Source organism: Rhodococcus sp. O3 (assembly GCF_048897285.1).
Classification (GTDB): Bacteria; Actinomycetota; Actinomycetes; order Mycobacteriales; family Mycobacteriaceae; genus Rhodococcus.
The window spans coordinates 1-21,518 of the sequence record NZ_JBMBTE010000060.1 but is presented as its reverse complement, the minus strand read 5'-3'; the positions used below and the strand labels follow the sequence as shown (position 1 = coordinate 21,518).

Here is a 21,518-nt window from a genome sequence, read left to right as displayed (position 1 = left end):
CGATCGAATGTACCGCTCGCTCAGGAAGGACGGGGGTCTCGGGCAAGACGGAGGTCTCGGGAGAACCGGGGGGCGAGACTACAGCCAGGTGTCCTCGGTGACGCTCGTGAGGAACGCCTCGAGGTCGTCGCGCCAGGGTGCGGGCACCGTCTTCTCCGGTTCGATACCGGTGTACTGGCCGCGGTAGAACAACAGCGGACGTTCCTTCTCGTCCCGCACCTCGCTCAACGAGGCCACTCGTCCGAACACCACCCAGTGGTCGCCGCCGTCGTGCACGGTCTCGACGGTGCAGTCGATGTGGGCGAGCGAGCCGGTGAGGATCGGCGAACCCAGCGGCGAAGGCGTCCAATCGATTCCGGCGAACTTGTCGGGTTCGCGAGATCCGAAGCGGGCGCACGTGTCCTGCTGTTCCTCGGCGAGCACGTTGACGCAGAAGCGCCCGGACCGTTCGATCGCCGCCCAGGACCGCGAGGCCTTGGTGGGACAGAACAGCACCAGCGGCGGTTCCAGCGACAACGCCGCGAACGACTGGCACGCGAAGCCGACCGGAGCGCCGTCGTCGACGGTGGTGATGATGGTGACGCCGGTGCAGAACTGTCCGAGGACGTTCCGGAACCGGCGCGGATCGATCCCCACGCCGGATTCGGTTTCGCTGCCGGTCATTACTTGAATCCCACCGAGAAGTCGTGGCCCCACAGGCTCACCGCGGTGCTCTCCCGGGCGATCCACTTGTCGTCCTCGACTTCCAGCCCCTCACAACCGTATTCGACGTCGAAACCGCCCGGGGTCTTCATGTAGAAGGACAACATCAGGTCGTTGACGTGCCGGCCGAGGGTGGCGGACAACTTGACCTTCTTGCGCAGCGCCCGATCGAGGCACAGCCCGACGTCGTCGGAGTTCTCGACCTCCACCATCAGGTGCACGATCCCGGTGGGGTTCGGCAGCGGCGCGAACGCCAGGCTGTGGTGGCGCGGGTTGCAGCCGAGGAAACGCAGCCAGGCCGGTTCACCGTCCGCGGGCCGCCCGACAACCTGCGGGGGCAGGCGCATCGAGTCACGCAGCTTGAATCCGAGGATGTCCCGGTAGAACTCGAGGTCCGCCGCGTCGTCCTTGGTGGCGAGCACGACGTGTCCGAGGCCCTGCTCGCCGGTGACGAACTTGTGGCCGTACGGGCTCACGATGCGCCGATGCTGCAGCGCGACGGTGTGGAAGATCTCCAGTCGCGACCCGGAGGCGTCACGGCACTTGATGAACTCGACGACGTTGCGCTCGGCGGCCTCCTCCTTGGTGCCCTCCTCGAACGCCCAGTCCGCCTTGGCCAGTCGCTCGCGGATCTCCTGCAGGCCTTCGGCGTTGGCGCACTCCCAGCCGGAGGAGTAGAGCCCGTCGCGCTCGCCCGGAACGATGACGAGACGAGCCGGGTAGTCGTCCATCCGCAGGTAGAGCGCGTCGGGGTCGGTGCCCTTGCCCTCGACCATGCCGAGGACCTTGAGTCCGTAGTCGCGCCAGGCCGCCATGTCGGTGGCCTCGATGCGCAGGTACGCCAGTGCGCGGATGCTCATCAGTTGCCTCCCTCGAGTAGGAAGTCGGCTGCGAGCCTGTTGAACTCGTCGAACTTCTCGAGCTGCGCCCAGTGACCGCAGCCGCCGAAGACGTGCAGTTGCGCGCGCGGGATCATCTTCAGCGCCACGAGCGCGCCGTCGAGCGGATTGACGCGATCCTCGCGACCCCAGATGAGGAGCACGCGCTGCCGCAGCTTGTAGGCGTCGCGCCAGAGCATGCCCTTTTCGAATTCGCTGCTGGAGAAGGACTTGCCCATCGCCTTCGCGGCGGCCAGGGATTCGGGGGTGCTCGCCGCGGCGAACCGCTCCTCGATCAGTTCGGGGGTGATCAGCGACTGGTCGAACACCATGATCCGCAGGAAGGCTTCGAGGTTCTCGCGGGTCGGTTCGTAGCTGAACTTGCCGAGGTTCTTCACGCCCTCGGTCGGATCCGGGGCGAACAGGTTGACGCTCAGACCACCCGGACCCATCAGCACGAGCCGTCCGGCACGGTCCGGGTAGTCGAGCGCGAAACGCACCGCGGCACCGCCGCCGAGCGAATTACCGAGCAGGTGAACACGTCCGGTGATGTCGAGCGTGTCGAGCAGATCCTTCAGCGCCGAGGCACTGTGCACGAAGTACTGCGGATGCTCGGTGGGCTTGTCGGACTTGCCGTAGCCGGGCTGGTCCACCGCGAGCACGTGGAACCGCTGTGCCAGGACCGGGATGTTCTTGGAGAAGTTCGACCACGAGGACGCGCCGGGGCCGCCGCCGTGCAGGAGCACGATCGTCGGGCCGTTGCCGACGCCTGCCTCGTGGTAGTGCAGCTTCAGGTCCGGGCGGACCTGCGCGAAACGGGACGTGGATTCGTAGGTGAGTTCTTCGGTCGTCGTCATCGATCGCCTCCCCTAGACCATCGTGTCCGTGAGCGGCAGACCGAATTCGGCGCCACCGAACATGACGTAGGCGCGCTCGGCGTCGTTCGCTGCGTGCACGCGGCCGGCGTGGGCGTCGCGCCAGAAGCGCTGGATCGGAGTGCCGTTGGCGAGGGCAGTCGCTCCGGAGTTCTCGAAGAGCAGGTCGATCGACGCGATCGCACGGCCGGTGGCCCGCACCTGATCGCGGCGAGCACGCAGACGCAGCTCGATCGGAACTTCCTTGCCCGCCAACAGGTATGCGTATTCGTCGGCGACGTTGCCGGAGAGCTGACGCCATGCGGCGTCGATGTCGCTGGAGGCCTCGGCGATGCGGACCTTCGAGAACGGATCGTCCTTGGCCTTCTCACCGGCGTAGGCGGCGCGCACTCGCTTGCCCTGGTGCTCGACGTGGGCGTCGTAGGCGCCGTAGGCCATTCCCACGATGGGAGCGGAGATCGTCGTCGGATGGATGGTGCCCCACGGCATCTTGTAGACGGGAGCGGTGTTGACCTCGAGACCCGGCGACGCCAGATCGTTCATGGTCTTGAAGCTGAGGAAGCGGTGCCGCGGAACGAAGACGTCCTTGACGACGATCGTGTTCGAGCCGGTGCCGCGCAGGCCGACGACGTTCCACACGTCGTCGATCTCGTACTCCGAGCGCGGGATGAGGAAGCTGCCGAAGTCCACCGGGCGGCCGTCCTTGATGACCGGGCCACCCACGACGACCCAGGTCGCGTGGTCGCAGCCCGACGACCATGCCCAGGCACCGTTGACCTTGTATCCCCCGTCGACGACCTGGCCGGCGCCCATGGGGGCGTACGACGAGGAGATGCGCACGTCGGGATCCTCGCCCCACACGTCCTCCTGCGCCTGCTGGGAGAACAGCGCGAGATGCCAGTTGTGGATGCCGATGATGCCGGCGACCCATCCGGTCGAGCCGCACGCGCTCGCGATGTTGCGAACCGCGGTGTAGAAGGTCACCGGATCACACTCGTATCCGCCCCACTGGGACGGCTGGACGAGTTTGAAGAAGCCGGCCTCCTGAAGCGCCTTGATCGAGTCGTCGGGGATGCGGCGGAGGTCCTCGGTCTCCTGCGCACGTTCCCGGAAGGAAGGGAGCAGCGCGTCGATGCGCTGCAGTACCTCGTGGCTGTCGTGGTCGCCCACTGGACGCTCCCGTCTGCTCCGAATTGATCGCTTGAATCGAGACTAGAACACGTTCTTATTTCTGTCGAGGGTCTCGTCCAGCCGCAGGTCGGTGCGTTTTCGTAGGGACCAAAGTCTCCGATCACTTCCGGATCGGTGGGAACTTCTATAACGTGTTCTAGTAGGAAACCGAAGGGAAGTGAGGGGACATGGCACCGATTCGCGAGATCGACGTCGGAGAAGCCCGGACTCGGTACGCACGAGGCTGGCACTGCCTCGGCCTGAGCAAGACGTTCAGGGACGGCAAGCCCCACTCCGTGCAGGCATTCGGCACCAAACTCGTCGTCTGGGCCGACACCAACGGCGATCTCAAGATTCTCGACGCCTACTGCCGTCATATGGGCGGCGACCTGTCGCAGGGCGAGATCAAAGGCGACGACATCGCGTGCCCGTTCCACGACTGGCGCTGGAACGGCAGCGGCAAGTGCGCCGACATCCCCTACGCCCGCCGCGTTCCGCCGCTCGCCCGCACCCGCGCGTGGATCACCACCGAGAAGCACGGCCAGCTCTTCGTCTGGAACGACCCCGAGGGCAACCCGCCGCCGCCGGAGGTCACGCTCCCGGAGATCGAGCAGTACGGCAGCGACGAGTGGACCGACTGGACCTGGAACCAGATCCTCATCGAGGGTTCCAACTGCCGCGAGATCATCGACAACGTCGTGGACATGGCGCACTTCTTCTACATCCACTACGCCTTCCCGACATTCTTCAAGAACGTCTTCGAAGGGCACATCGCGGAGCAGTTCCTCAACACCCGCGGCCGCCCGGACAAGGGCATGTCCACCCAGTACGGCCTGGAGTCGACTCTCGAGTCGTACGCGGCGTACTACGGCCCGTCCTACATGATCAACCCGATGACCAACAGCTACGGCGGCTACAAGGTCGAATCGGTGCTGATCAACTGCCACTACCCGATCACGCAGGACTCGTTCATGCTGCAGTACGGCATCATCGTCAAGAAGCCGACGGGCATGACCGACGAGCAGTCGAACAGGATGGCGGCCAAGTTCACCGAGGGTATCGGCGAGGGCTTCCTGCAGGATGTCGAGATCTGGAAGAACAAGACCAAGATCGAGAATCCGCTGCTCTGCGAGGAGGACGGCCCCGTCTACCAGCTGCGCCGCTGGTACGAGCAGTTCTACGTCGACGTCGCCGACGTCACCGAGAAGATGACCCAGCGTTTCGAATTCGAGGTCGACACCACCAAGGCCAACGAGGCCTGGGAGGCGGAGGTCGCCGAGAACATGGCCCGCAAGGCCGCCGAGGCGGAGAAGAAGCAGGACGCGGAGGTCTGACGATGAGCGCCTCGACCCGAAAGAGCAAGTGGGCGAAGTCTCCGAGTTTCGCGGATCAGCCGGACCGGGTCGAGGCGATCGCCGCCCAGACCGCCATCGACAAGATCAACTACCTCGACTCGGGCATGAGCGAGATCGAGTGCCGAAGCTGTGGCACGTGTGTCCTGGTGCGCAAGAACAGCTTCCGGCAGACGAGCATCCAGTGGCAGGCCGATCCGAAGGAGACGTGCCCGGTCTTCCGGGACGCCGACCGCGCGGGCGGACCGCGCGATGGCTGCCCGAACCTGCGCGCGAGCATCGAGCAGGCCGTGCTCGACGGTTCGCTGACCGTGCCCAGGTAGTCGCGGTCCACGACGACGGGACCCTCCGTCCGGCCCGGCCGGACGGAGGGTCCCGTCGCCCGTTTGTGGAACATGTCTCGAGTCGGATCGCCGGCGCGATCTCCCCTCTCCGCACCGACAATCTGGGTGGAAAGGATGGACTCGGCAGAACCAATTCTATAACGTGTTCTACATGAGTGAGCAGGAGTACGACATCGTCGTCGTCGGCAGTGGCGCCGGCGGAATGACCGCCGCGATCACCGCCGCCAACAAGGGCGCGAGCGTCGTGGTGATCGAGAAGGCCGCCTGCTACGGCGGCTCGAGCGCCCGCTCCGGCGGCGGCGTGTGGATCCCCAACAACGACGCGCTGCAGGCGGCCGGTGTCGAGGACACCCCCGAGGCCGCGCGCACCTACCTGCACAGCATCATCGGCGACGTGGTGCCCGCCGAGAAGATCGACACCTACATCGACCGCGGCCCCGAGATGCTGTCCTTCGTCCAGAAGCACAGCGCGCTCAAATTACAGTGGGTCCCTGGATATTCCGACTACTACCCGGAGGCGCCGGGCGGGCGCGCCGGTGGCCGCTCCGTCGAGCCCAGCCCGTTCGACGGACGTCGCCTCGGCGCGGATCTCGCCACGCTCGAACCGGACTACGCGCGGGCCCCGAAGAACTTCGTCATCACGCAGGCCGACTACAAGTGGCTGAACCTGCTGATGCGCAACCCGCGCGGACCGCTGCGCGCCGTGCGGGTCGGCGCGCGCTTCGTGTGGGCGAACCTCACCCGGAAGCACCTGCTGGTCCGCGGTCAGGCACTCATGGCGGGTCTGCGCATCGGCCTCCGCGACGCGAACGTTCCCCTGCTGCTCGATACCGCCCTCACCGATCTCGTCGTCGAGGACGGTGCCGTGCGCGGCGTCAAGGTCGTCTCGGACGGTGAGGAGCGGATCATCCACGCCCGCAAGGGCGTCATCCTCGCCTGCGGCGGCTTCGAGCACAACGACGAGATGCGCAAGCAGTACCAGCGTGCCCCGATCGGGACGGAATGGACCGTCGGCGCGAAGGCCAACACCGGCGACGGCATCCGCGCCGGCCAGGCCGTCGGGGGCGCCGTGGACTTCATGGACGACGCGTGGTGGGGTCCGTCCTTCCCGCTGACCGGCGGGCCCTGGTTCGCGCTGTCCGAGCGCAGCCTGCCCGGCTGCATCATGGTCAACAGTTCCGGCAAGCGGTTCGCCAACGAATCGGCGCCGTACGTCGAGGCGACGCACGCCATGTACGGCGGAACCCACGGCCGCGGCGAGGGTCCCGGCGAGAACATCCCGGCGTGGCTGATCCTCGACCAGCGTTACCGCGACCGCTACACCTTCGCCGGCATCACCCCGCGCACGCCGTTCCCGGGTCGCTGGCTGAAGGCCGGTGTGCTGGTGAAGGCGGCGTCCGTCAGCGAACTCGCCGAGAAGATCGGTGTGCCCGCCGCGGCACTCACCGAGACCGTCGAGCGGTTCAACGGTTTCGCCCGCAGCGGTAAGGACGAGGACTTCGGCCGCGGCGAATCGCAGTACGACCACTACTACGGTGACCCGCTGAACAAACCGAACCCGAGCCTCGGCGTCATCGCCAAGGCCCCGTTCTACGCGTTCAAGGTGGTGCCCGGCGACCTCGGCACCAAGGGCGGACTCGTCACCGACGTCGACGCCCGCGTGCTCCGCGAGGACGGCACCGTCGTCGAGGGCCTCTACGCGGCCGGCAACGTCAGCGCCCCGGTCATGGGCCACACCTACGCGGGCCCCGGCGCGACCATCGGTCCCGCGATGACGTTCGCCTACCTCGCGGTCCTCGACATCCTGGGCGAGGGAACCCGGTCAACGGGAGAACCCGCAGCCGAGACGGCGGAACAGCACTAGTCTGCGGCCGAGGCCGGAAGCGCCCCGCCAACATCGCCGCTCGCGAGAGCGGCCGGTCAGAAAGGATCCCGCGTGCCCATCGACCCCTCCGTCGCGATCGGCGCCGAACTGCCCTCCCAGGACTTCTCCTGGAGCAGCAGCGAGGTTCAGCTCTACAACCTGGGAATCGGCGCCGGCTCCCGCCCCACCGACCCGGCCGAACTGCGCTACCTGAGCGACGGCCGGTCACAGGTGCTGCCGACGTTCGCGACCGTCGCCGCGACCTTCCACGCCGTGGAACCGCCGAAGGTGTCGTTCCCCGGCGTCGAGATCGACCTGGCGAAGGTCGTGCACGGGAGCCAGGAGGTCGTCGTGCACGCGCCGATCCCGGCCGACGGCAAGGGCCGCACCACCACGCGCATCGCCGAGGTGTGGGACAAGGGCAAGGCCGCGGTGATCGTGCAGGAATCGACCACGGTGGATCCCGAGGGCAACCCGCTGTGGACCGCACGGTCGTCGATCTTCGCGCGCGGCGAGGGCGGTTTCGGCGGCGAGCGCGGACCGTCGGAGTCCGTCGAACTGCCCGACCGCGAACCGGATGTCGAGGTGGACGTCCCGACGCTGCCGCAGCAGGCGCTGCTGTACCGCCTGTGCGGCGACCGCAATCCCCTGCACTCGGACCCGGAGTTCGCGAAGGGCGCCGGCTTCCCCGCTCCGATCCTGCACGGCCTCTGCACCTACGGCATCGTGTGCAAGGCGGCGACCGACGCCGTCCTCGACGGTGATGCCGCCCGCGTCAAGGGTTTCCGCGCACGGTTCGCCGGTGTGGTCTTCCCCGGCGAGACGCTGCGCGTCCGGATCTGGCGCGACGGCGATCGACTGCTGATCACCGCGGCCGTCGTCGAACGCGATCTCGCTCCGGCACTCGCCGACGTGGTACTCACCATCGCATAACCTCCTGTTCGATCTCCTTTTCCCCTCGAGAAAGTGGATCCTGCATGACGATTCGTGACGAGTCGCTGCGTCTGTCCCGGCGGGGTTTCCTCGCCGCCGGGGCAGGCGCCCTCGCTGCCACCGCCCTGGGTGGCTGGGCCCCGGCCCATGCTGTGCCGTTCGGATCGTCGGGCGCCACGCTGCCCGCTCCCCCGGAGTTCCCCGAGGGCATCGGACTGTTCCAGCAGGCGTATCAGAACTGGTCCAAGGAGATCATGCTCGACGCCGTCTGGACCTGCACACCGACGAGTCCGGAAGACGTTGTCCGACTCGCAAACTGGGCACACGCGCACGGTTACACGATCAGACCGCGCGGCGCGATGCACGGCTGGACCCCGCTGACCGTCGTGCAGGGGGCGTCGGTGGACCGGGTGATCCTCGCGGACACGATGGTCCATCTGAACGGGGTGAGCGTGCAGCCGGGCGGTGACCCCGCCACGGTGACCGCCGGAGCCGGAGCGACTCTCGACGCGATCACCACCGCACTCCAGGAGCACGGGCTGGGATGGGCGAATCTTCCTGCGCCGGGGGTTCTTTCGATCGCCGGATCGCTCGCCGTCGACGCGCACGGAGCCGCGCTTCCCGCCGACGGTGAGGAACCTGTGCCGGGCAACACGTTCGGCTCGCTGAGCAACCTGGTCACGGAGATGACCGCGGTGGTGTGGACGGGCAGCGAATACGGCCTGCGCACCTTCCGCCGCTCCGAATCCGACATCACCGCGCTGCTCACCAATCTCGGCCGTACCTTCGTCACCTCGGTGACGATGCAGGCCGGTCCGAACACGCGGATGCGCTGCCGCAGCTACACCGACATCGACTGGCGGGAACTGTTCGCCCCGGCCGGCGCCGAGGGCCGCACGTTCGAATCGTTCATTCGCAGCGACGGCCGCGCGGAGGCCATCTGGTATCCGTTCACGGACAAGCCGTGGATGAAGGTGTGGTCGATCGCCCCCGAGAAGCCCGCCGCATCCCGCGAGGTCTTCGGACCCTACAACTATCCGTTCTCCGACAACGTTCCCGAGCCGATCACCGATCTGCTCGGGCAGATCACCGCCGGAAACACATCCATCGCACCGGCGTTCGGGCAGGCCTACTACGGTGTGACGGTCGCGGGGCTCGCCGCGTCGAACTCGAGCGACATCTGGGGCTGGTCGAAGGATCTGCAGTTCTACATCAAGGCCACCACGCTCCGGCTGACCGAGGGCGGTGGCGCGGTGCTCACCAGCCGCGCCAACATCGCCAACGTGATCCACGACTTCACCCACTGGTTCCACGAGCGGATCGAGCACTACCGGTCGCTGGGGCAGTACCCGCTCAACGGCCCCGTCGAAATCCGTTGCTGCGGGCTCGATCAGCCCGGCGACGTGCGGGTGCCGTCGGCGGGACCGCCGACGATCTCGGCGATGCGACCCCGCCCCGACCATCCCGAGTGGGACACCGCCATCTGGCTGAACGTGCTGGGCGTCCCGGGCACCCCCGGCATGTTCGCGTTCTACCGCGAGATGGAGCAGTGGATGCGGCAGCGTTTCGCCGGTGGCGATTCCACCTTCCGTCCCGAATGGTCGAAGGGCTGGGCGTTCGGGCCCGAGCGTCCGTACACCGACGATTCGATTCTCACCGGTGCACTTCCGGACACCTATCGGCAGGGTGTGCCGGCGCACGAGAACTGGGATTCGGCACGGCAGGTATTCAACCGGCTGGATCCGCATCGCGTGTTCAGCAACGGCTTCCTGGACCGTCTGCTGCCGTGACGCTGCTGCCCTGAACGCACGGACGCACTCTCGGAACGGGTGAAGATCACAGAAACCGCACCGTGACGACGGACTCGGCGCGCACAATAGCGTTCCGGGAAGCACAGTCGACTGGAAGGTGACTGCCGTGTCCGATGATGTGACCATCGATCGGGGAAGCACCAAACAGAAAGTTGCTGCGGGAACGTCCATCGCGGCAGCCGTCATTCTCATGACCGTCGGCATCCTGCAGTTCCTGCAGGGCATCGCCGCGGTCGCCGAGAACGAGTTGTTCGTCGTGGGAGTGGAGTACACGTTCAAGTTCGACTTCACGACGTGGGGCTGGATCCACATCGTGTTCGGGGTGGTGCTCATCGTCGTGGGTCTCGTCCTGCTGACGGGAGCGACCTGGGCGCGCATGGCCGCGATCATTCTCGCGGCACTGTCGATCCTGGCGAATTTCATGTGGTTGCCGTACTACCCGTGGTGGTCGGTGCTGATCATCGCGCTGGACATCGTCGTCATCTGGGCGGTGTCCACCTGGCGGCCGGCGCCCATCACCTACTGAAGCGAGAACAACCCCGATCGCGGCAGGCACCCCGCCCGCCGCGATCGGGGTTGTTTGCATCCATCTGCACCGCAATAGTCCTTACCGATGCGAAACACGAAGCGGCAGTTGGGGCACGGTGACGATCCGCCGCGCGACCCGGATGCCGCCTGGGCCCCACGGGAGTAGAGTGCCCCGTGTGAACACCGGGACGGCCTTGCGCCACACACGGATAGGCGATCCGGTGGACCGCTGACCGCGGGCCGGGCGACGAATCGCCGTCCGCAGTCGATCCGGGGACCCCCCGAGAAGCACGTGCTCGATCCGCATGTACTTCCTCCCCGAGAATCGACCACAGAAAGGACAAACCTGTGCCCGCAACCTTCAACCACACGATCATCGCCTCCCGCGACCGCGAGGAGTCCGCGCGTTTCTTCCGCGACCTGTTGGAGGTCGATGAAGCGCCGTCCTGGGGCGTGTTCACCAACATCCGGCTCGACGACGGCGTGCTGATCCAGTTCGCCGAGCCGCCGGTGGACATCCAGATGCAGCACTACGCATTCCTGATCGACGACGAGCTGTTCGACCGCGCATACCGGCGCCTGCTCGACGCCGGTATCGAGCACTGGGCAGACCCGCACATGCAACGCCCCGGAGAAACAAACACCGAGCACGGCGGGCGCGGCGTCTACTTCAAGGACCCGTCCGGTCACGCGATCGAGCTGATCACCCGTCCGTACCTGTGACGGCCGCTGTCTCGACCGGGCGCCCGGCGGGTGCCCGGCCGGGATCGGCGGGAGCACCGGACGAGCGGGACCGCCCCTTCGCCCACAGCCACCCGAGGCCGACCCACAGTTGCTGGTAGGCGATCCCGACCGCCAGCGACGCCGCGAACGCGAACCACGGGTCGATGTCCCGCAGGTAGGGGTAGACGGTGAAGTGCGTCAGGTAGATGAACAGCGATGCGCTCGCCAGCACCTCCATCGGGCGGACGAGCAACGCCGGCCACCACATGCGTGGAATCCAGACGAACAGCAGCACGCCGCCGAGGACCAGCGCGGTTCGCTCGGGTTCGTCGGAGAAGAAGCCCGGCACCGTCGCGAGCGCGATCGCGCTCACCACGACCCGCTGCCACACGGCGACCGCGCGTGCCGCCGCCCAGCCGAGCGGAAACAGCCAGAACACCACATACGACGCCAGGATCTGGCTGGTCGGGGTGTCCGGTCCGATCAGCGGGTAGCGGGTGAGCAGACCCAGCCCCACGAGCACCAGCGGAAACGCGAACGGGTAGCGGCGTTCTCGTTCGTCGACCCACGGGATCGCGAGCAGCACCGCGACCGCGAGCACGATGTACACCAGCGCCTCGACGAACCAGTACCGCCACTCGCGGGTCCAGGCGTCGGGTCCGAACACGCCGTTGAGGAGAAAAACACTGCTCACCGGATGAATCCCGGTGACGGCCACGACCCCACCGATCCACACCATGCTGGGCAGTGCGATCCGCGCGACGGACGCCGGCGTGTGCCGGAACCGGGCACTGCGCGATCCCGCCAGATTGAACCGCGCAAAGTTGTACCCGGCGGCGGCGAGCAGCACGTGTGCACCACCGACGAGCGCGAACAGATGCAGATGCGAACCGACGATGAAGACGATGGCCAGCGCACGGATCAGTACGTTCGTCTCGACGGTGCGCAACCCGCGCCGGGGTCGCCGGGTCTCGGTAGCCAGCTCGCGGAGCGGGGTGGTGTGCCAGTCGGCGGGCAGGTTTCCCAGGAGCTTCTCGAGCCGCACCGACATCCGCACATAGGTGAGCGAGTCACCGCCGAGGTCGACGAAGGTGCTGTCGTCGGTGACGTCGTCGGTGGCGAGAATCTCCGCGTAGAGCGCGCGCAGACGGCACAGATCGACCGGGCCGGCAGCGGCGGGCGATTCGTCCGGAACGCGGTCGGCGAGGGCGGCAACGGCACGGAAGTCGGGTTTGCCGTTCTCGGTGCGCGGCAGGTCCGCGACCGGGACCACCCGCACCGCAGACTCGGGGAGCCCACTCGCCCGGGCGGCGAGCTCCCGGACGTGCCGCGGGTCGGCGTCGACGACCGCGACGATCAGCTGCTCGTCGCAGCCGGCGCAGCACGCGATCAGACCGTGAGCGGCGAGCGCAGCGTCGACCCGCTGCAGATCGATGCGCAGACCGAACAACTTGGCGAAGCGGGACCGGCGTCCGACGATGCGATACAGACCCGCCTCGGTATGCACGGCCAGGTCCCCGGTGCGCAGTTCGTCGACGACCCTTCCCAAGGCGAGGTCGCCGGGTGTTGTCGCGTAGCCGAGCATGACGTTCGGTCCGATGTAGACGAGTTCACCGGCGCCGTCCTCGCCCTCGGGGACCGGATCGATGCGGAACGAGCCGCCGGGAACCGGGACACCGATGGTGTCCGGATACTGCGCCGTCAGTTCCGGCGGCAGATACGCCATGCGGGCGGTGGCTTCGGTCTGCCCGTACATGACGAAGAAGTCGAAGCCGCGGCGTCGTCCGAGCGCGGCGTACCCGCGAACCCGCTCGGGATCGAGCCTGCCCCCGGCCTGCGTGACGTAGCGCAAGTGCTCGAGGTCCATGTCGGCGAAGCCGACGCGATCGAGCAGGTCGAACGTGTACGGGACGCCGGCGAGCGCGCTGACGCGATGGTCGCGGACCAGGTCCCAAAATTCCGGTTCCGTGACCGACCGGTCGGTGAGCACCACCCCCGCGCCGCGCAGCAGGTGACTGTGCAGCACCGACAGCCCGTAGCAGTAGTGCATCGGCAGCGTCGTGACGGCGCGGTCGGTGTCCCGGATCCCCAGGTAGTCGGCGATCGCCTCCGCATTGGCCTGAACGTTGTTGTGGGACAGGCGTACCAGTTTGGGCGAGCCGGTGGACCCGGAGGTGCTCAGCAACAGCGCCAGGTCCGGATGCAGATCGTGGATCGTGCCGGGCGCGAGTTCGTCGAAACGGCCGTCGTCGACCACGACGTCGGGACGATAGGTCTCGATCATCCCGGCGAGGGTGTCGGCGTTGCCGCCGGGCACCAGCAGCACCGGATGGCCGGATGCCAGCGCCGCCAGGTAGGCGACGATCGGATCGAGGGCATTGGCGCCGGTGATCAGGACGAGGCGGCGCGTCGAGCCGAGCCGCCGGGCGACGGCATCGACCCGCTCGGCCAGTTCACGGTAGGAGATTTCGCGGCCGTCGACGATGAGCGCGGTCCGTTCCCCGTGAGCGGCGAGGCCCGAGGCGAACGGCACCCGCGAGCACTCGACGAGCTCGGTGGAACGGGAAAGCACCGCGAAAGTCTATAAGGCCTGCCATACCTCAGTACAAGACCCTGAGGGTGTGCGCGACACCGCCGGGCCGCTGACCAGGAGATTCGCGGAAGGCACCGCGGCCGCGGCACCCCGATCGCCCCCGGCCGCACCCGACGGCGCCGGTACAGTGGGACTGAGAACCCGGTCGCCGACGAACGACGCGACCGACGAGAAACCAGCCCGGAGCGATCGTGAACAGTGAACGGGACGAGTCACCGGACTCGCCGCCGTCGACCATGGACCGCCTGCATCGTCTGCGCGAACACATCGCGGCACGACCCACCCTGAACACGACCTACCGGCTCACGGTGGCCATGGTCGGAACGATCGTGTTGGTGCTCGGCGTCGTCGCGATCCCCTATCCCGGGCCGGGATGGCTGATCGTGTTCGCCGGGCTCGGAATCCTCGCTTCGGAGTTCGCGTGGGCGCATCGGACCCTGCACGGCGTGCGCACCCGCTACGACCGGTTCATGGCCTGGTTCTCCCGCCAGTCGTGGGTCGTGCGCGGCGCCGGTGCGCTCGGCACCGGCGTCGTCGTGCTCACGACACTGTGGCTGCTGGGAACGTTCGGCCTCGTCGGCGGCTGGGCCGGCCTCGAGTACTCGTGGATGGACAGCCCGCTGTGATCGCGCGCGTCAGCGGCTGACGGCCTTCTGGTAGCGGTGGATCGCCAAGGGCACGAACACGATCAACATCAGCGCCGTCCACAGCAGCGAGGCCAGGATCGGATTCTGCAACGGCCACACGTCGGGCGTCGGCATCATCGGGTTCGTGTTCCCGAACAGCTCGCGCACCGCCTGCGTCAGCGCGGACATCGGATTCCACTCGGCGATCGTGCGCAACAGCGGCGGCATCGACGACGGGTCGACGAAGGTGTTGGCGATGAACGACAACGGGAAGATCACCATGAAACTCGCGTTGTTGAACACCTCCGGCGTGCGGATCCACATGCCGATGACCGCCATGACCCACGACAACGCGTAGGCGAACAGCAACAGCAGCAGATATCCGGCCGCGGCCTCACCCAGTGACGTGTTGATGCGCCAGCCCACCACGAGACCGGTCAACGACATCACGATCAGGCTCACGACATTGATGAGCACGTCGGTCGTGGTCCGGCCGATGAGCACCGCGGACGGAGCCATCGGCAGGGAACGGAACCGGTCGATGATGCCCTTCTGCAGGTCCTCGACCATTCCCAGACCGGTCCACGTGGACCCGAAGATCACGGTCTGCGTGAAGATGCCCGCGATGAGGAATTCGCGGTACGACATGCCCGGAATCTCGATGGCACTGCCGAACACGTACGCGAACAGCAACACGAACATGATCGGCGAAAGGATCGTGAACACGATCAGGTCGGGCACACGCTTGATCTTGATGACGTTGCGTTTGGCGATGGTGAGGCCGTCGGACGCGACCATCTGCACCGAGTTCACCGCGCCACCTCCTTCTCGTCCTCGGCCTCATGGCCGGTCAGCGTGAGAAACACGTCGTCGAGCGTCGGTTTGCGCAACGCCACATCCACCACACGCACATCCGCAGCGGACAGCTTGCCCAGTGCCGCGACCAGGGCTTCGGCGCCGCCGCCGTCGGACGACCCGACCGGGACCGTGAGCGTCCCCGCGCCCCCGTCGACCTGGATCTCACCGGCCGCGACGGACGCGAGCTCCCGCACGGCGACCTCGCGGTGCGCCTGGTCGGGGATCCCCAATTCGATGCGCTCACTGCCCACGAGGCTCTTGAGTTCGTCGGCCGTCCCCTCGGCGATCACCCTGCCGTGGTCGATCACGGCGATGTCGTCGGCGAGCCGTTCCGCTTCCTCCATGTACTGCGTGGTGAGCAGCAGCGTCGTCCCGCGCGCCACCAGCTGTTCGATCACCTCCCACAGCCCGAGCCGAGCGCGTGGATCGAGACCCGTGGTGGGCTCGTCGAGGAACAGCACCGGGGGTTCGGCGACGAGAGCGCCCGCGAGGTCGAGCCGTCGGCGCATGCCGCCGGAATAACCCTTGACGGGTCGGTCGCCCGCCTCGACGAGATCGAACCGTTCGAGCAGTTCACGGGCACGTTCCCGGCTGCGTTTGGCGCCGAGGTGGTAGAGCCGGCCCACCATCTCCAGATTCTCGAAACCCGTCAGGTACTCGTCGACCGCCGCGTACTGGCCGGACGCCCCGATGTGCGAGCGCAGGGTGCGGGCGTCGGCGACGACGTCGTAGCCGGCGACCCGGGCACGACCGGAGTCCGGCACCAGCAGTGTGGTCAGCACCCGAACGGTGGTGGTCTTGCCTGCGCCGTTCGGTCCGAGCAGCGCGGTCACCGTGCCCTCGGGGACCCGGAGGTCGACGCCGTCCAGCGCGGTGACCTTCCCGTATGTCTTGATCAATCCTTCTGCGACTATGGCATCGACCATCGGTCCTCCCCTGACCGTCGTGTGCCGCCCAGTCTGCCCGAGGACACCGACAAGTCGCGACCGATTTTCTCCGTGGCGTCTTCTCGATGCCGGCGCTCAGCCGTCCGCGAGCTTCGCCTGGAACCGGCGCATCCCGGCGATCCAGCGGTCGTAGTCGGTGCCCTTGTGGCGGTACATGTCGAGCACTTCGGGATGCGGCAGGATCAGGAAGTGCTCCTCCGCGATCGCGGCGAGGACGACCTCCGCCACCTCGGACGGCTCGAGGACCTTCCCCGCGGAGGTGACGGCGCGGGTCGCCATGTCGCCGAGCCCGGTCCCGGACCGCTCCCCTTCCCGCAGCAACGCCGTCTCGACTCCCATCGGGCACAGGCACGACACGCGAATTCCCTTGTCGCCATATGTAACCGACAGCCACTCCGCGAATCCGACGGCCGCGTGCTTGGTCACCGAATAGGTGGCCGATCCGATCTGGGTCAGCAAGCCGGCCGCGGACGCGGTGGACACGAAATAGCCCTCGCCGCGGTCGAGCCATCTCGGCACGAGCAGCTGGGCGGCGCGCACGTGGGCGCGGACGTTCACGTCGAACGCGCGATCCCACACGGATTCGTCGGCGTCGAGACCGGGCGCACCGGTGATCCCGGCGTTCGCGAAATACAGTGCAACCGGACCCAATTCGTGCTCAGCACGATCGAGGAGGGCGCGGATCTCGGCGGTGTCGGCCACGTCGGCCCGCACACCCAGTGCCGAACCCTTCCCGGTGGGATCGAGTCCGGACGCGACCCGCTGCACGGCATCGCCGTCGAGGTCCGCGAGGAGAACCTTCGCCCCCGCCGCGACGAGACTTCCCGCGATCGCGGCACCGATGCCGCCTCCCGCCCCGGTGACGACCGCAACTTTGCCCTCGACCTGCACATTGACCCCCTTCACGGCGATGTTCGTCCCTGTCCAACGGACGAACTTACCCTCGACTCCGGGGTCGCGCGGAGCGTCACCGCGCGACCGGGGACGTCCGACGGCGGGGCAGAGCCAATTCGCGCAGACGCACCCAGTCCAGGGCAGGTGCGGGCAGACGAACTCCCGGCCGGTTCCGGGGAACCCGCACGCGCAGGGCCCCCGGGTTGATCGTGCACCGGACCGGTGTGGGCATGCGCAGGGATTCGCCGTCGACGCCGACCGGGATGTCGGGTGCGTCGGCGTCGACGACCACCTCGGCGGCCGTGCGCTGCACAAGGCCCCGACTGCGCGCCCGATTGAGCAGACCGACCGCCTGCCGGGCGCTGGAGACCGAGATCGCCACGACCCCGAGCCGGCCCCGGTCCAGCCTGGTGCGCCGGCCCATCCCGGCCAGATCGTCGGTGGTGTACGGGCCGTTGCTGACCAGGATCGCCTGCGGGCCGTCCACCGGTTCCCCGTCGATGCGGGCGCGCAAGCGCACCCTGCCGCCGCCGGCGAGCAGATCCGGCAGCATCTCGAGCACGGTCCCCGTCTTGTCGTCGCGATAGTTCGGGCTCTGCACGATATCGGCATACACCCCGAACGAGGCGTTGTTGACGAACGTGCGGCCGTCGATATCGCCGAGATCGACGCGCAGTTCGACCCCGTCGCGCAGTGCGTCGAGACAGGCGGCGGGGTCGTCGCGATCCAGACCGAGATCGAGTGCGAAATGGTTGCGGGTCCCGGCGCTGATCACCATGAACGGAATGTCGTGCGCGGCGGCGATGCCCGCCACCAGCGCCTGGGTCCCGTCACCGCCGGCGACCCCCAGCAGATCGGCACCGCGCGCGACGGCCTCGAGCGCCAACGCCTCGACATCGACGGGTTCAGGTCCCTCGAGCAACGCCACCGTGGCGCCGAGAGCCTCGGCCTTGCGCTGCAGATCGAACTTGACCACCTTCCCGCCGCCGGAGCGCGGATTCATCACGAGGAACGGCTTTTCCACCGGCGCTGCAGGATATTCGGGTTGCCCGGTCTCGTCGTGATGGATACGCAGCGCCGCGCGGGCGCACACGAGGGCGAGCGCCACGAGAACACCTGCGACGACCACGACCCACAGGTTTCTCTCGCGGATGTACAACGCCAGCACCGCGATCGGCACGACGACGGCCAGCGCGAGCGCCGCCGCCCTCAGCGCCCCGCGCCGGGACAGGAACCAGTAGATCGAGGCGACGGTGATCGCGACCCCGGCGATCCCGACGAGCACGAGCAGCACCGCACCGCCCAGGCCCGCCTCGGCGATCGGCAGCACGATCGCGAGGAGCACACAGAGCGCCGCGGCGCGCGCCCACCAGCGTGCCGCGCCCGGAACCTCGTCGACGACGGCGGACACGATCGGTCACCCGCTCGGCGTGTGTGTACTCGGCGTGTGTGTATCTGTGTCGACGTCCGCCGCCGCGGCTGTGTCGACATCGGCCGCAGCCTCGTCGCGACCGGACTGTTCCTGCCACGTCCGCACCGGCCGCACGAACACCTCGAGCACCAACAGCGCGAGGAGCACCCCGATCACGATCCACACGACCACCATGCCCGTGGGGTATCGCCAGAACATCAGCAGCACCGCACCGATCGCAACGATCGCCACGCGCAACGGAACTCGGGCCCGTGTCACCCACAGCTCGACCTCGTTCGGTGGGCGGGTACGACGTGCTCGCTGCAGGGAGTCCAGGCCGCGACCGAATCCGCGGCGCACTGCGGTGGCCGAGGCCGAACCACCGGTGAGATACGCGGCCACGGCGATCACCAGACCGAGGACGGCGACACCGCGCAGTGCGGTCCGGAGCGGTACGAGCATCGTGTCGATGAGTGTGGAGGCGGCGTCCGGAGACAGGACGTCCGGAGGAATCTTGTCCAGATAGATTGCGCGCCCGATGATCAGCGCTATTGCGAGCACGAACATGCCGACCGCCAGGGCGACGCCGACGAACGCGAGGGCGCGCAGGCGGCGGCCCGGCGGCGCGACCACCACCGCGGCCACGGCCGCGGCGATCGTGACCCAGGGCAGGATGTCGGCGGCCTTGTCCAGCGCGGACACCGCGCGTTGTGCCCGAACGAGATCCGGTGATTGGAACAGCACGAACTGCTTGTCGATCGCCGGGATCTTCTCCGCGAACGTGAAGCCGCGATCGATCAGGCGTGCCTTGACGTTGTCGATGACCGTTCCCAGCGAGATGCTGACGGTGCCGGACTCGTCGATCGTCACGGACGACGGTCCGACGTCACCCGTCACGACCGCGACCAGCCCGTTGTGGGCGGCCCGGTTCGCTTGGATCCACAGGTCGTCGAACTGGTCGCTGCGCACCAGCGTCAACACCGTTTCATTGACGAAACTGCGTGCCTGTCCGGCGATCACCGGTGCCAGGCCGTCGATCGCGCGATCGAGGCGCGGCGCGTTCTCGGCTGCCGGCACCAGGTCGGTGAGTGCCGACAGGGCGTCCGCGGTGAGCTGCTCGACATCGACCTGGGCGAAGATCTCGTCGGTGACGCTGTCGGCGATCTGATTCTGGATCGCCGGATCGGACGCCAACGGGGCGACGGTGGTGACGTACCGGTCGGTATCGAGGACTTCACCGCGGACGAAACGGGCTGTCACCGTGGCGATCGACAGGACTGCGACCAGGACGGTCAGGATCGCCACCGCCGTCCATCGCAGCGCATGGCGAGGCTTCCGCTCCGGGGGCGCGCCCGCGGCGGGAACCTCCGCGGTCTTCGACCGCAGGGTCGCGACCTCGGCGCGCAAGCGCTCCAGTTCGGCCCGCTCGCCCGGGGCGAGCGGGCCGTCCGGGACACCCGATCCGGTGGGGCCGGAACCCGATGTCATCGTCGTGTGTCTAGTAGTAGTCGACTCGGGGGTTCCACGTCGACACGGCCCAGATCACCACGATGTTCAGCGCGATGATCAGGATCGACCACCACGGGTAGTACGGCAGCCACAGGAAGTTCGCGATGATCGACAGTGCCGCGATGATGACCGCGGTGACCCGCGCCCACGTCTGGCCCGCCATCAGCGCGATCCCCACGAGGATCATGAGGACGCCGAGAACGATGTGGATCCAGCCCCAGCTGGTGAAATCGAGCTTGTACATATATTCGACACCGCGAACGAACACTTCGTCCTCGGCGACTGCGGCGATTCCCTGGAAGAGGGAGATGATGCCGAGGGTCACGAGGATCACCGCGGCTCCGATGGAGGTGCCCGCGGCGATTCCCTGTTTGACGCTGCCGGCCTCCGGATTGACACGCACATCTTCGGACATGAGAGTCCCTTTCACGAGGTGAGTGGTATCGGTAGTATGCGCGCGGTCGGCGTTCTGGGCACGAGTTTGAAGATCAACACCGGAACTCGTCTGCCCGCCGACGCCCGGTACCGACGAACCCGGAATTGCACCGGGCCCCACAGGATGCCGACGAGATCCCGCCTGCCAGCGGAAACAGGGCCGGAGACCACCGCGGGGAGCTATCGTCGAGAGGGCCGAAACGCTGTACCCGTCCTCACGAAAAGAGACCACCGTGACCGGTACCGAAGTCGACGAGATGGGGCCCATCGACTATCTCGTCATCGAATTTCCCGCCGACCGGCCTCCGGACGGCTCCGCCCTGCCCCTGCTGGTCGACCTCGTCGAACGCGGCATCATTCGCGTGCTTGACCTCGAGTTCGTCCAGAAGGGCCCCGACGGTTCCGTCTCCGGGATCGACATCGCCGACGTCGGACTCCAGGGGGACTTCGACGTGACCTTGTTCGCCGAAGCGTACTCCGGGCTGCTCGACGAAACGGACCTCGCCGACGCCGGTGAGGCGCTGGAACCGGGGTGCTCGGCGGCCGTCCTGATCTACGAGAACACCTGGGCCGCACCGTTGGCGGCAAAGTTGCGTCACAACGGCGCTCAGCTCGTCGCCTCGGGACGGGTGCCGGTGCAGAGCATCCTGGCCTCGCTCGACGCACTCGAGGCCCAGACCTGACCGATTCCGAACTGACAGCAACCGCACATCAGAGAAAGGTGGGACCTATGCCCGGATTGCTCCGCGGCGTCGCCCGGACCGCGGTGATCGCGGGAACCGCGACGTCCGTGTCGAATCGTGTCTCGCGCCGCCAAGGTCAGCGCTGGGCCCGGCAGGAACAGGAACAGTACGCCCAAGCACAGCAGCAGGCCGCACCCCCACCCCCGCCGCCGCCACAACCGCAGGCTTCGGGTGGCGTCGACCGGCTCGAGGCGCTCAAACAGCTCGGCGAGCTGAAGGCCCAGGGTGTGCTCACCGAGGCCGAGTTCGAAGCGGAGAAGGCCCGCATCCTCGCCGGCTGACTGGTCGTGCGCTCCCTTTTTCCGAGCGAACGGTACGTTCC

21 protein-coding genes are annotated in these 21,518 nt (G+C 67.5%); 10 read left to right on the top strand and 11 right to left on the bottom strand.

Annotation, left to right across the window (positions count from 1 at the left end):
• Positions 1-78 precede the first annotated feature (78 nt).
• Genes hsaB through hsaA form a run of 4 tightly spaced genes read right to left on the bottom strand, consistent with a single transcriptional unit; the run spans position 79 to position 3,625 of the window.
• The gene (gene hsaB, locus ACN675_RS17350) at positions 79-663 is read right to left on the bottom strand and encodes a 3-hydroxy-9,10-secoandrosta-1,3,5(10)-triene-9,17-dione monooxygenase reductase subunit (protein WP_420752017.1); all 585 of its coding nucleotides are present in this window, start codon (positions 661-663) and stop codon (positions 79-81) included.
• Entirely contained in the window at positions 663-1,562 is a 900-nt protein-coding gene (gene hsaC, locus ACN675_RS17345; protein ID WP_420752016.1) for an iron-dependent extradiol dioxygenase HsaC, read from the bottom strand. Before hsaC ends, hsaB begins: the two co-directional genes overlap by 1 nt.
• Entirely contained in the window at positions 1,562-2,437 is an 876-nt protein-coding gene (gene hsaD, locus ACN675_RS17340) for a 4,5:9,10-diseco-3-hydroxy-5,9,17-trioxoandrosta-1(10),2-diene-4-oate hydrolase (protein WP_420752015.1), read from the bottom strand. Before hsaD ends, hsaC begins: the two co-directional genes overlap by 1 nt.
• A 12-nt stretch (positions 2,438-2,449) precedes the next feature.
• Complete coding sequence (gene hsaA / locus ACN675_RS17335; RefSeq protein WP_420752014.1) at positions 2,450-3,625, bottom strand: 3-hydroxy-9,10-secoandrosta-1,3,5(10)-triene-9,17-dione monooxygenase oxygenase subunit; 1,176 nt, start codon at positions 3,623-3,625, stop codon at positions 2,450-2,452.
• 188 nt (positions 3,626-3,813) lie between these two features.
• On the opposite strand from hsaA, the gene ACN675_RS17330 reads away from it, so the two are divergent.
• The 7 genes from ACN675_RS17330 (at position 3,814) to ACN675_RS17300 (ending at position 11,180) form a co-directional block, all read left to right on the top strand.
• On the top strand, positions 3,814-4,959 hold the full coding sequence (locus ACN675_RS17330; RefSeq protein ID WP_420752013.1) for a Rieske 2Fe-2S domain-containing protein: 1,146 nt from the start codon (positions 3,814-3,816) through the stop codon (positions 4,957-4,959).
• A 2-nt stretch (positions 4,960-4,961) separates the two neighbouring features.
• The gene (locus ACN675_RS17325) at positions 4,962-5,300 is read left to right on the top strand and encodes a hypothetical protein (protein ID WP_420752012.1); all 339 of its coding nucleotides are present in this window, start codon (positions 4,962-4,964) and stop codon (positions 5,298-5,300) included.
• Between the two features lie 172 nt (positions 5,301-5,472).
• Positions 5,473-7,185: a 3-oxosteroid 1-dehydrogenase gene (kstD, locus tag ACN675_RS17320; RefSeq protein ID WP_420752011.1), complete on the top strand. Its 1,713-nt coding sequence runs from the start codon at positions 5,473-5,475 to the stop codon at positions 7,183-7,185.
• 72 nt (positions 7,186-7,257) lie between these two features.
• Entirely contained in the window at positions 7,258-8,118 is an 861-nt protein-coding gene (locus ACN675_RS17315) for a MaoC/PaaZ C-terminal domain-containing protein (RefSeq protein WP_420752010.1), read from the top strand.
• A 44-nt stretch (positions 8,119-8,162) separates the two neighbouring features.
• Positions 8,163-9,908, top strand: coding sequence for a cholesterol oxidase substrate-binding domain-containing protein (locus ACN675_RS17310; RefSeq protein ID WP_420752009.1), 1,746 nt, complete (start codon positions 8,163-8,165; stop codon positions 9,906-9,908).
• Positions 9,909-10,035: 127 nt separating this feature from the next.
• On the top strand, positions 10,036-10,455 hold the full coding sequence (locus tag ACN675_RS17305) for a DUF7144 family membrane protein (protein WP_420752008.1): 420 nt from the start codon (positions 10,036-10,038) through the stop codon (positions 10,453-10,455).
• 350 nt (positions 10,456-10,805) lie between these two features.
• Positions 10,806-11,180 carry a VOC family protein gene (locus ACN675_RS17300; protein ID WP_420752007.1) on the top strand — a complete coding sequence of 125 codons (375 nt, stop codon included), beginning with the start codon at positions 10,806-10,808 and terminating at the stop codon, positions 11,178-11,180.
• Here ACN675_RS17300 and ACN675_RS17295 read toward each other — a convergent pair.
• A complete protein-coding gene (locus ACN675_RS17295) occupies positions 11,161-13,752 on the bottom strand; it encodes an AMP-binding protein (protein WP_420752006.1) in 2,592 nt (863 codons plus the stop codon). The two genes, ACN675_RS17300 and ACN675_RS17295, sit on opposite strands and share 20 nt — an antisense overlap.
• Before the next feature lie 257 nt (positions 13,753-14,009).
• Here ACN675_RS17295 and ACN675_RS17290 point away from each other — a divergent pair, with 257 nt between their 5' ends.
• Entirely contained in the window at positions 14,010-14,399 is a 390-nt protein-coding gene (locus tag ACN675_RS17290; protein WP_420752031.1) for a TIGR02611 family protein, read from the top strand.
• Between the two features lie 9 nt (positions 14,400-14,408).
• Here the strand turns inward: ACN675_RS17290 and ACN675_RS17285 are convergent, their stop codons facing one another.
• From ACN675_RS17285 to ACN675_RS17260, 6 genes are all read right to left on the bottom strand, one after another.
• Positions 14,409-15,212 carry an ABC transporter permease gene (locus ACN675_RS17285; RefSeq protein WP_420752005.1) on the bottom strand — a complete coding sequence of 268 codons (804 nt, stop codon included), beginning with the start codon at positions 15,210-15,212 and terminating at the stop codon, positions 14,409-14,411.
• Positions 15,209-16,183 carry an ATP-binding cassette domain-containing protein gene (locus tag ACN675_RS17280; RefSeq protein ID WP_420752004.1) on the bottom strand — a complete coding sequence of 325 codons (975 nt, stop codon included), beginning with the start codon at positions 16,181-16,183 and terminating at the stop codon, positions 15,209-15,211. The genes ACN675_RS17285 and ACN675_RS17280 overlap by 4 nt, the downstream gene beginning before the upstream one ends.
• 96 nt (positions 16,184-16,279) lie before the next feature.
• Positions 16,280-17,095, bottom strand: a complete 816-nt coding sequence (locus ACN675_RS17275) for an SDR family oxidoreductase (RefSeq protein WP_420752030.1) — start codon at positions 17,093-17,095, stop codon at positions 16,280-16,282.
• Positions 17,096-17,171: 76 nt separating this feature from the next.
• On the bottom strand, positions 17,172-18,509 hold the full coding sequence (locus tag ACN675_RS17270; protein WP_420752003.1) for a diacylglycerol/lipid kinase family protein: 1,338 nt from the start codon (positions 18,507-18,509) through the stop codon (positions 17,172-17,174).
• A gap of 6 nt (positions 18,510-18,515) precedes the next feature.
• Complete coding sequence (locus ACN675_RS17265; protein ID WP_420752002.1) at positions 18,516-19,997, bottom strand: hypothetical protein; 1,482 nt, start codon at positions 19,995-19,997, stop codon at positions 18,516-18,518.
• A gap of 10 nt (positions 19,998-20,007) precedes the next feature.
• Positions 20,008-20,433, bottom strand: a complete 426-nt coding sequence (locus tag ACN675_RS17260) for a DUF7144 family membrane protein (RefSeq protein WP_197251665.1) — start codon at positions 20,431-20,433, stop codon at positions 20,008-20,010.
• A 253-nt stretch (positions 20,434-20,686) separates the two neighbouring features.
• On the opposite strand from ACN675_RS17260, the gene ACN675_RS17255 reads away from it, so the two are divergent.
• A complete protein-coding gene (locus tag ACN675_RS17255; protein WP_420752001.1) occupies positions 20,687-21,136 on the top strand; it encodes a DUF6325 family protein in 450 nt (149 codons plus the stop codon).
• 47 nt (positions 21,137-21,183) lie between these two features.
• Entirely contained in the window at positions 21,184-21,477 is a 294-nt protein-coding gene (locus ACN675_RS17250) for an SHOCT domain-containing protein (RefSeq protein ID WP_420752000.1), read from the top strand.
• Positions 21,478-21,518: the final 41 nt, after the last annotated feature.

What these genes read in the sequence shown, in the direction of transcription:
- hsaB (WP_420752017.1), bottom strand. Translation starts at nt 663, where the DNA reads ATGACCGGCAGCGAAACCGAATCCGGCGTGGGGATCGATCCGCGCCGG.
- hsaC (WP_420752016.1), bottom strand. Translation starts at nt 1,562, where the DNA reads ATGAGCATCCGCGCACTGGCGTACCTGCGCATCGAGGCCACCGACATG.
- hsaD (WP_420752015.1), bottom strand. Translation starts at nt 2,437, where the DNA reads ATGACGACGACCGAAGAACTCACCTACGAATCCACGTCCCGTTTCGCG.
- ACN675_RS17330 (WP_420752013.1), top strand. Translation starts at nt 3,814, where the DNA reads ATGGCACCGATTCGCGAGATCGACGTCGGAGAAGCCCGGACTCGGTAC.
- ACN675_RS17325 (WP_420752012.1), top strand. Translation starts at nt 4,962, where the DNA reads ATGAGCGCCTCGACCCGAAAGAGCAAGTGGGCGAAGTCTCCGAGTTTC.
- kstD (WP_420752011.1), top strand. Translation starts at nt 5,473, where the DNA reads ATGAGTGAGCAGGAGTACGACATCGTCGTCGTCGGCAGTGGCGCCGGC.
- ACN675_RS17310 (WP_420752009.1), top strand. Translation starts at nt 8,163, where the DNA reads ATGACGATTCGTGACGAGTCGCTGCGTCTGTCCCGGCGGGGTTTCCTC.
- ACN675_RS17290 (WP_420752031.1), top strand. Translation starts at nt 14,010, where the DNA reads ATGGACCGCCTGCATCGTCTGCGCGAACACATCGCGGCACGACCCACC.
- ACN675_RS17280 (WP_420752004.1), bottom strand. Translation starts at nt 16,183, where the DNA reads ATGGTCGATGCCATAGTCGCAGAAGGATTGATCAAGACATACGGGAAG.
- ACN675_RS17265 (WP_420752002.1), bottom strand. Translation starts at nt 19,997, where the DNA reads ATGACATCGGGTTCCGGCCCCACCGGATCGGGTGTCCCGGACGGCCCG.
- ACN675_RS17260 (WP_197251665.1), bottom strand. Translation starts at nt 20,433, where the DNA reads ATGTCCGAAGATGTGCGTGTCAATCCGGAGGCCGGCAGCGTCAAACAG.
- ACN675_RS17250 (WP_420752000.1), top strand. Translation starts at nt 21,184, where the DNA reads ATGCCCGGATTGCTCCGCGGCGTCGCCCGGACCGCGGTGATCGCGGGA.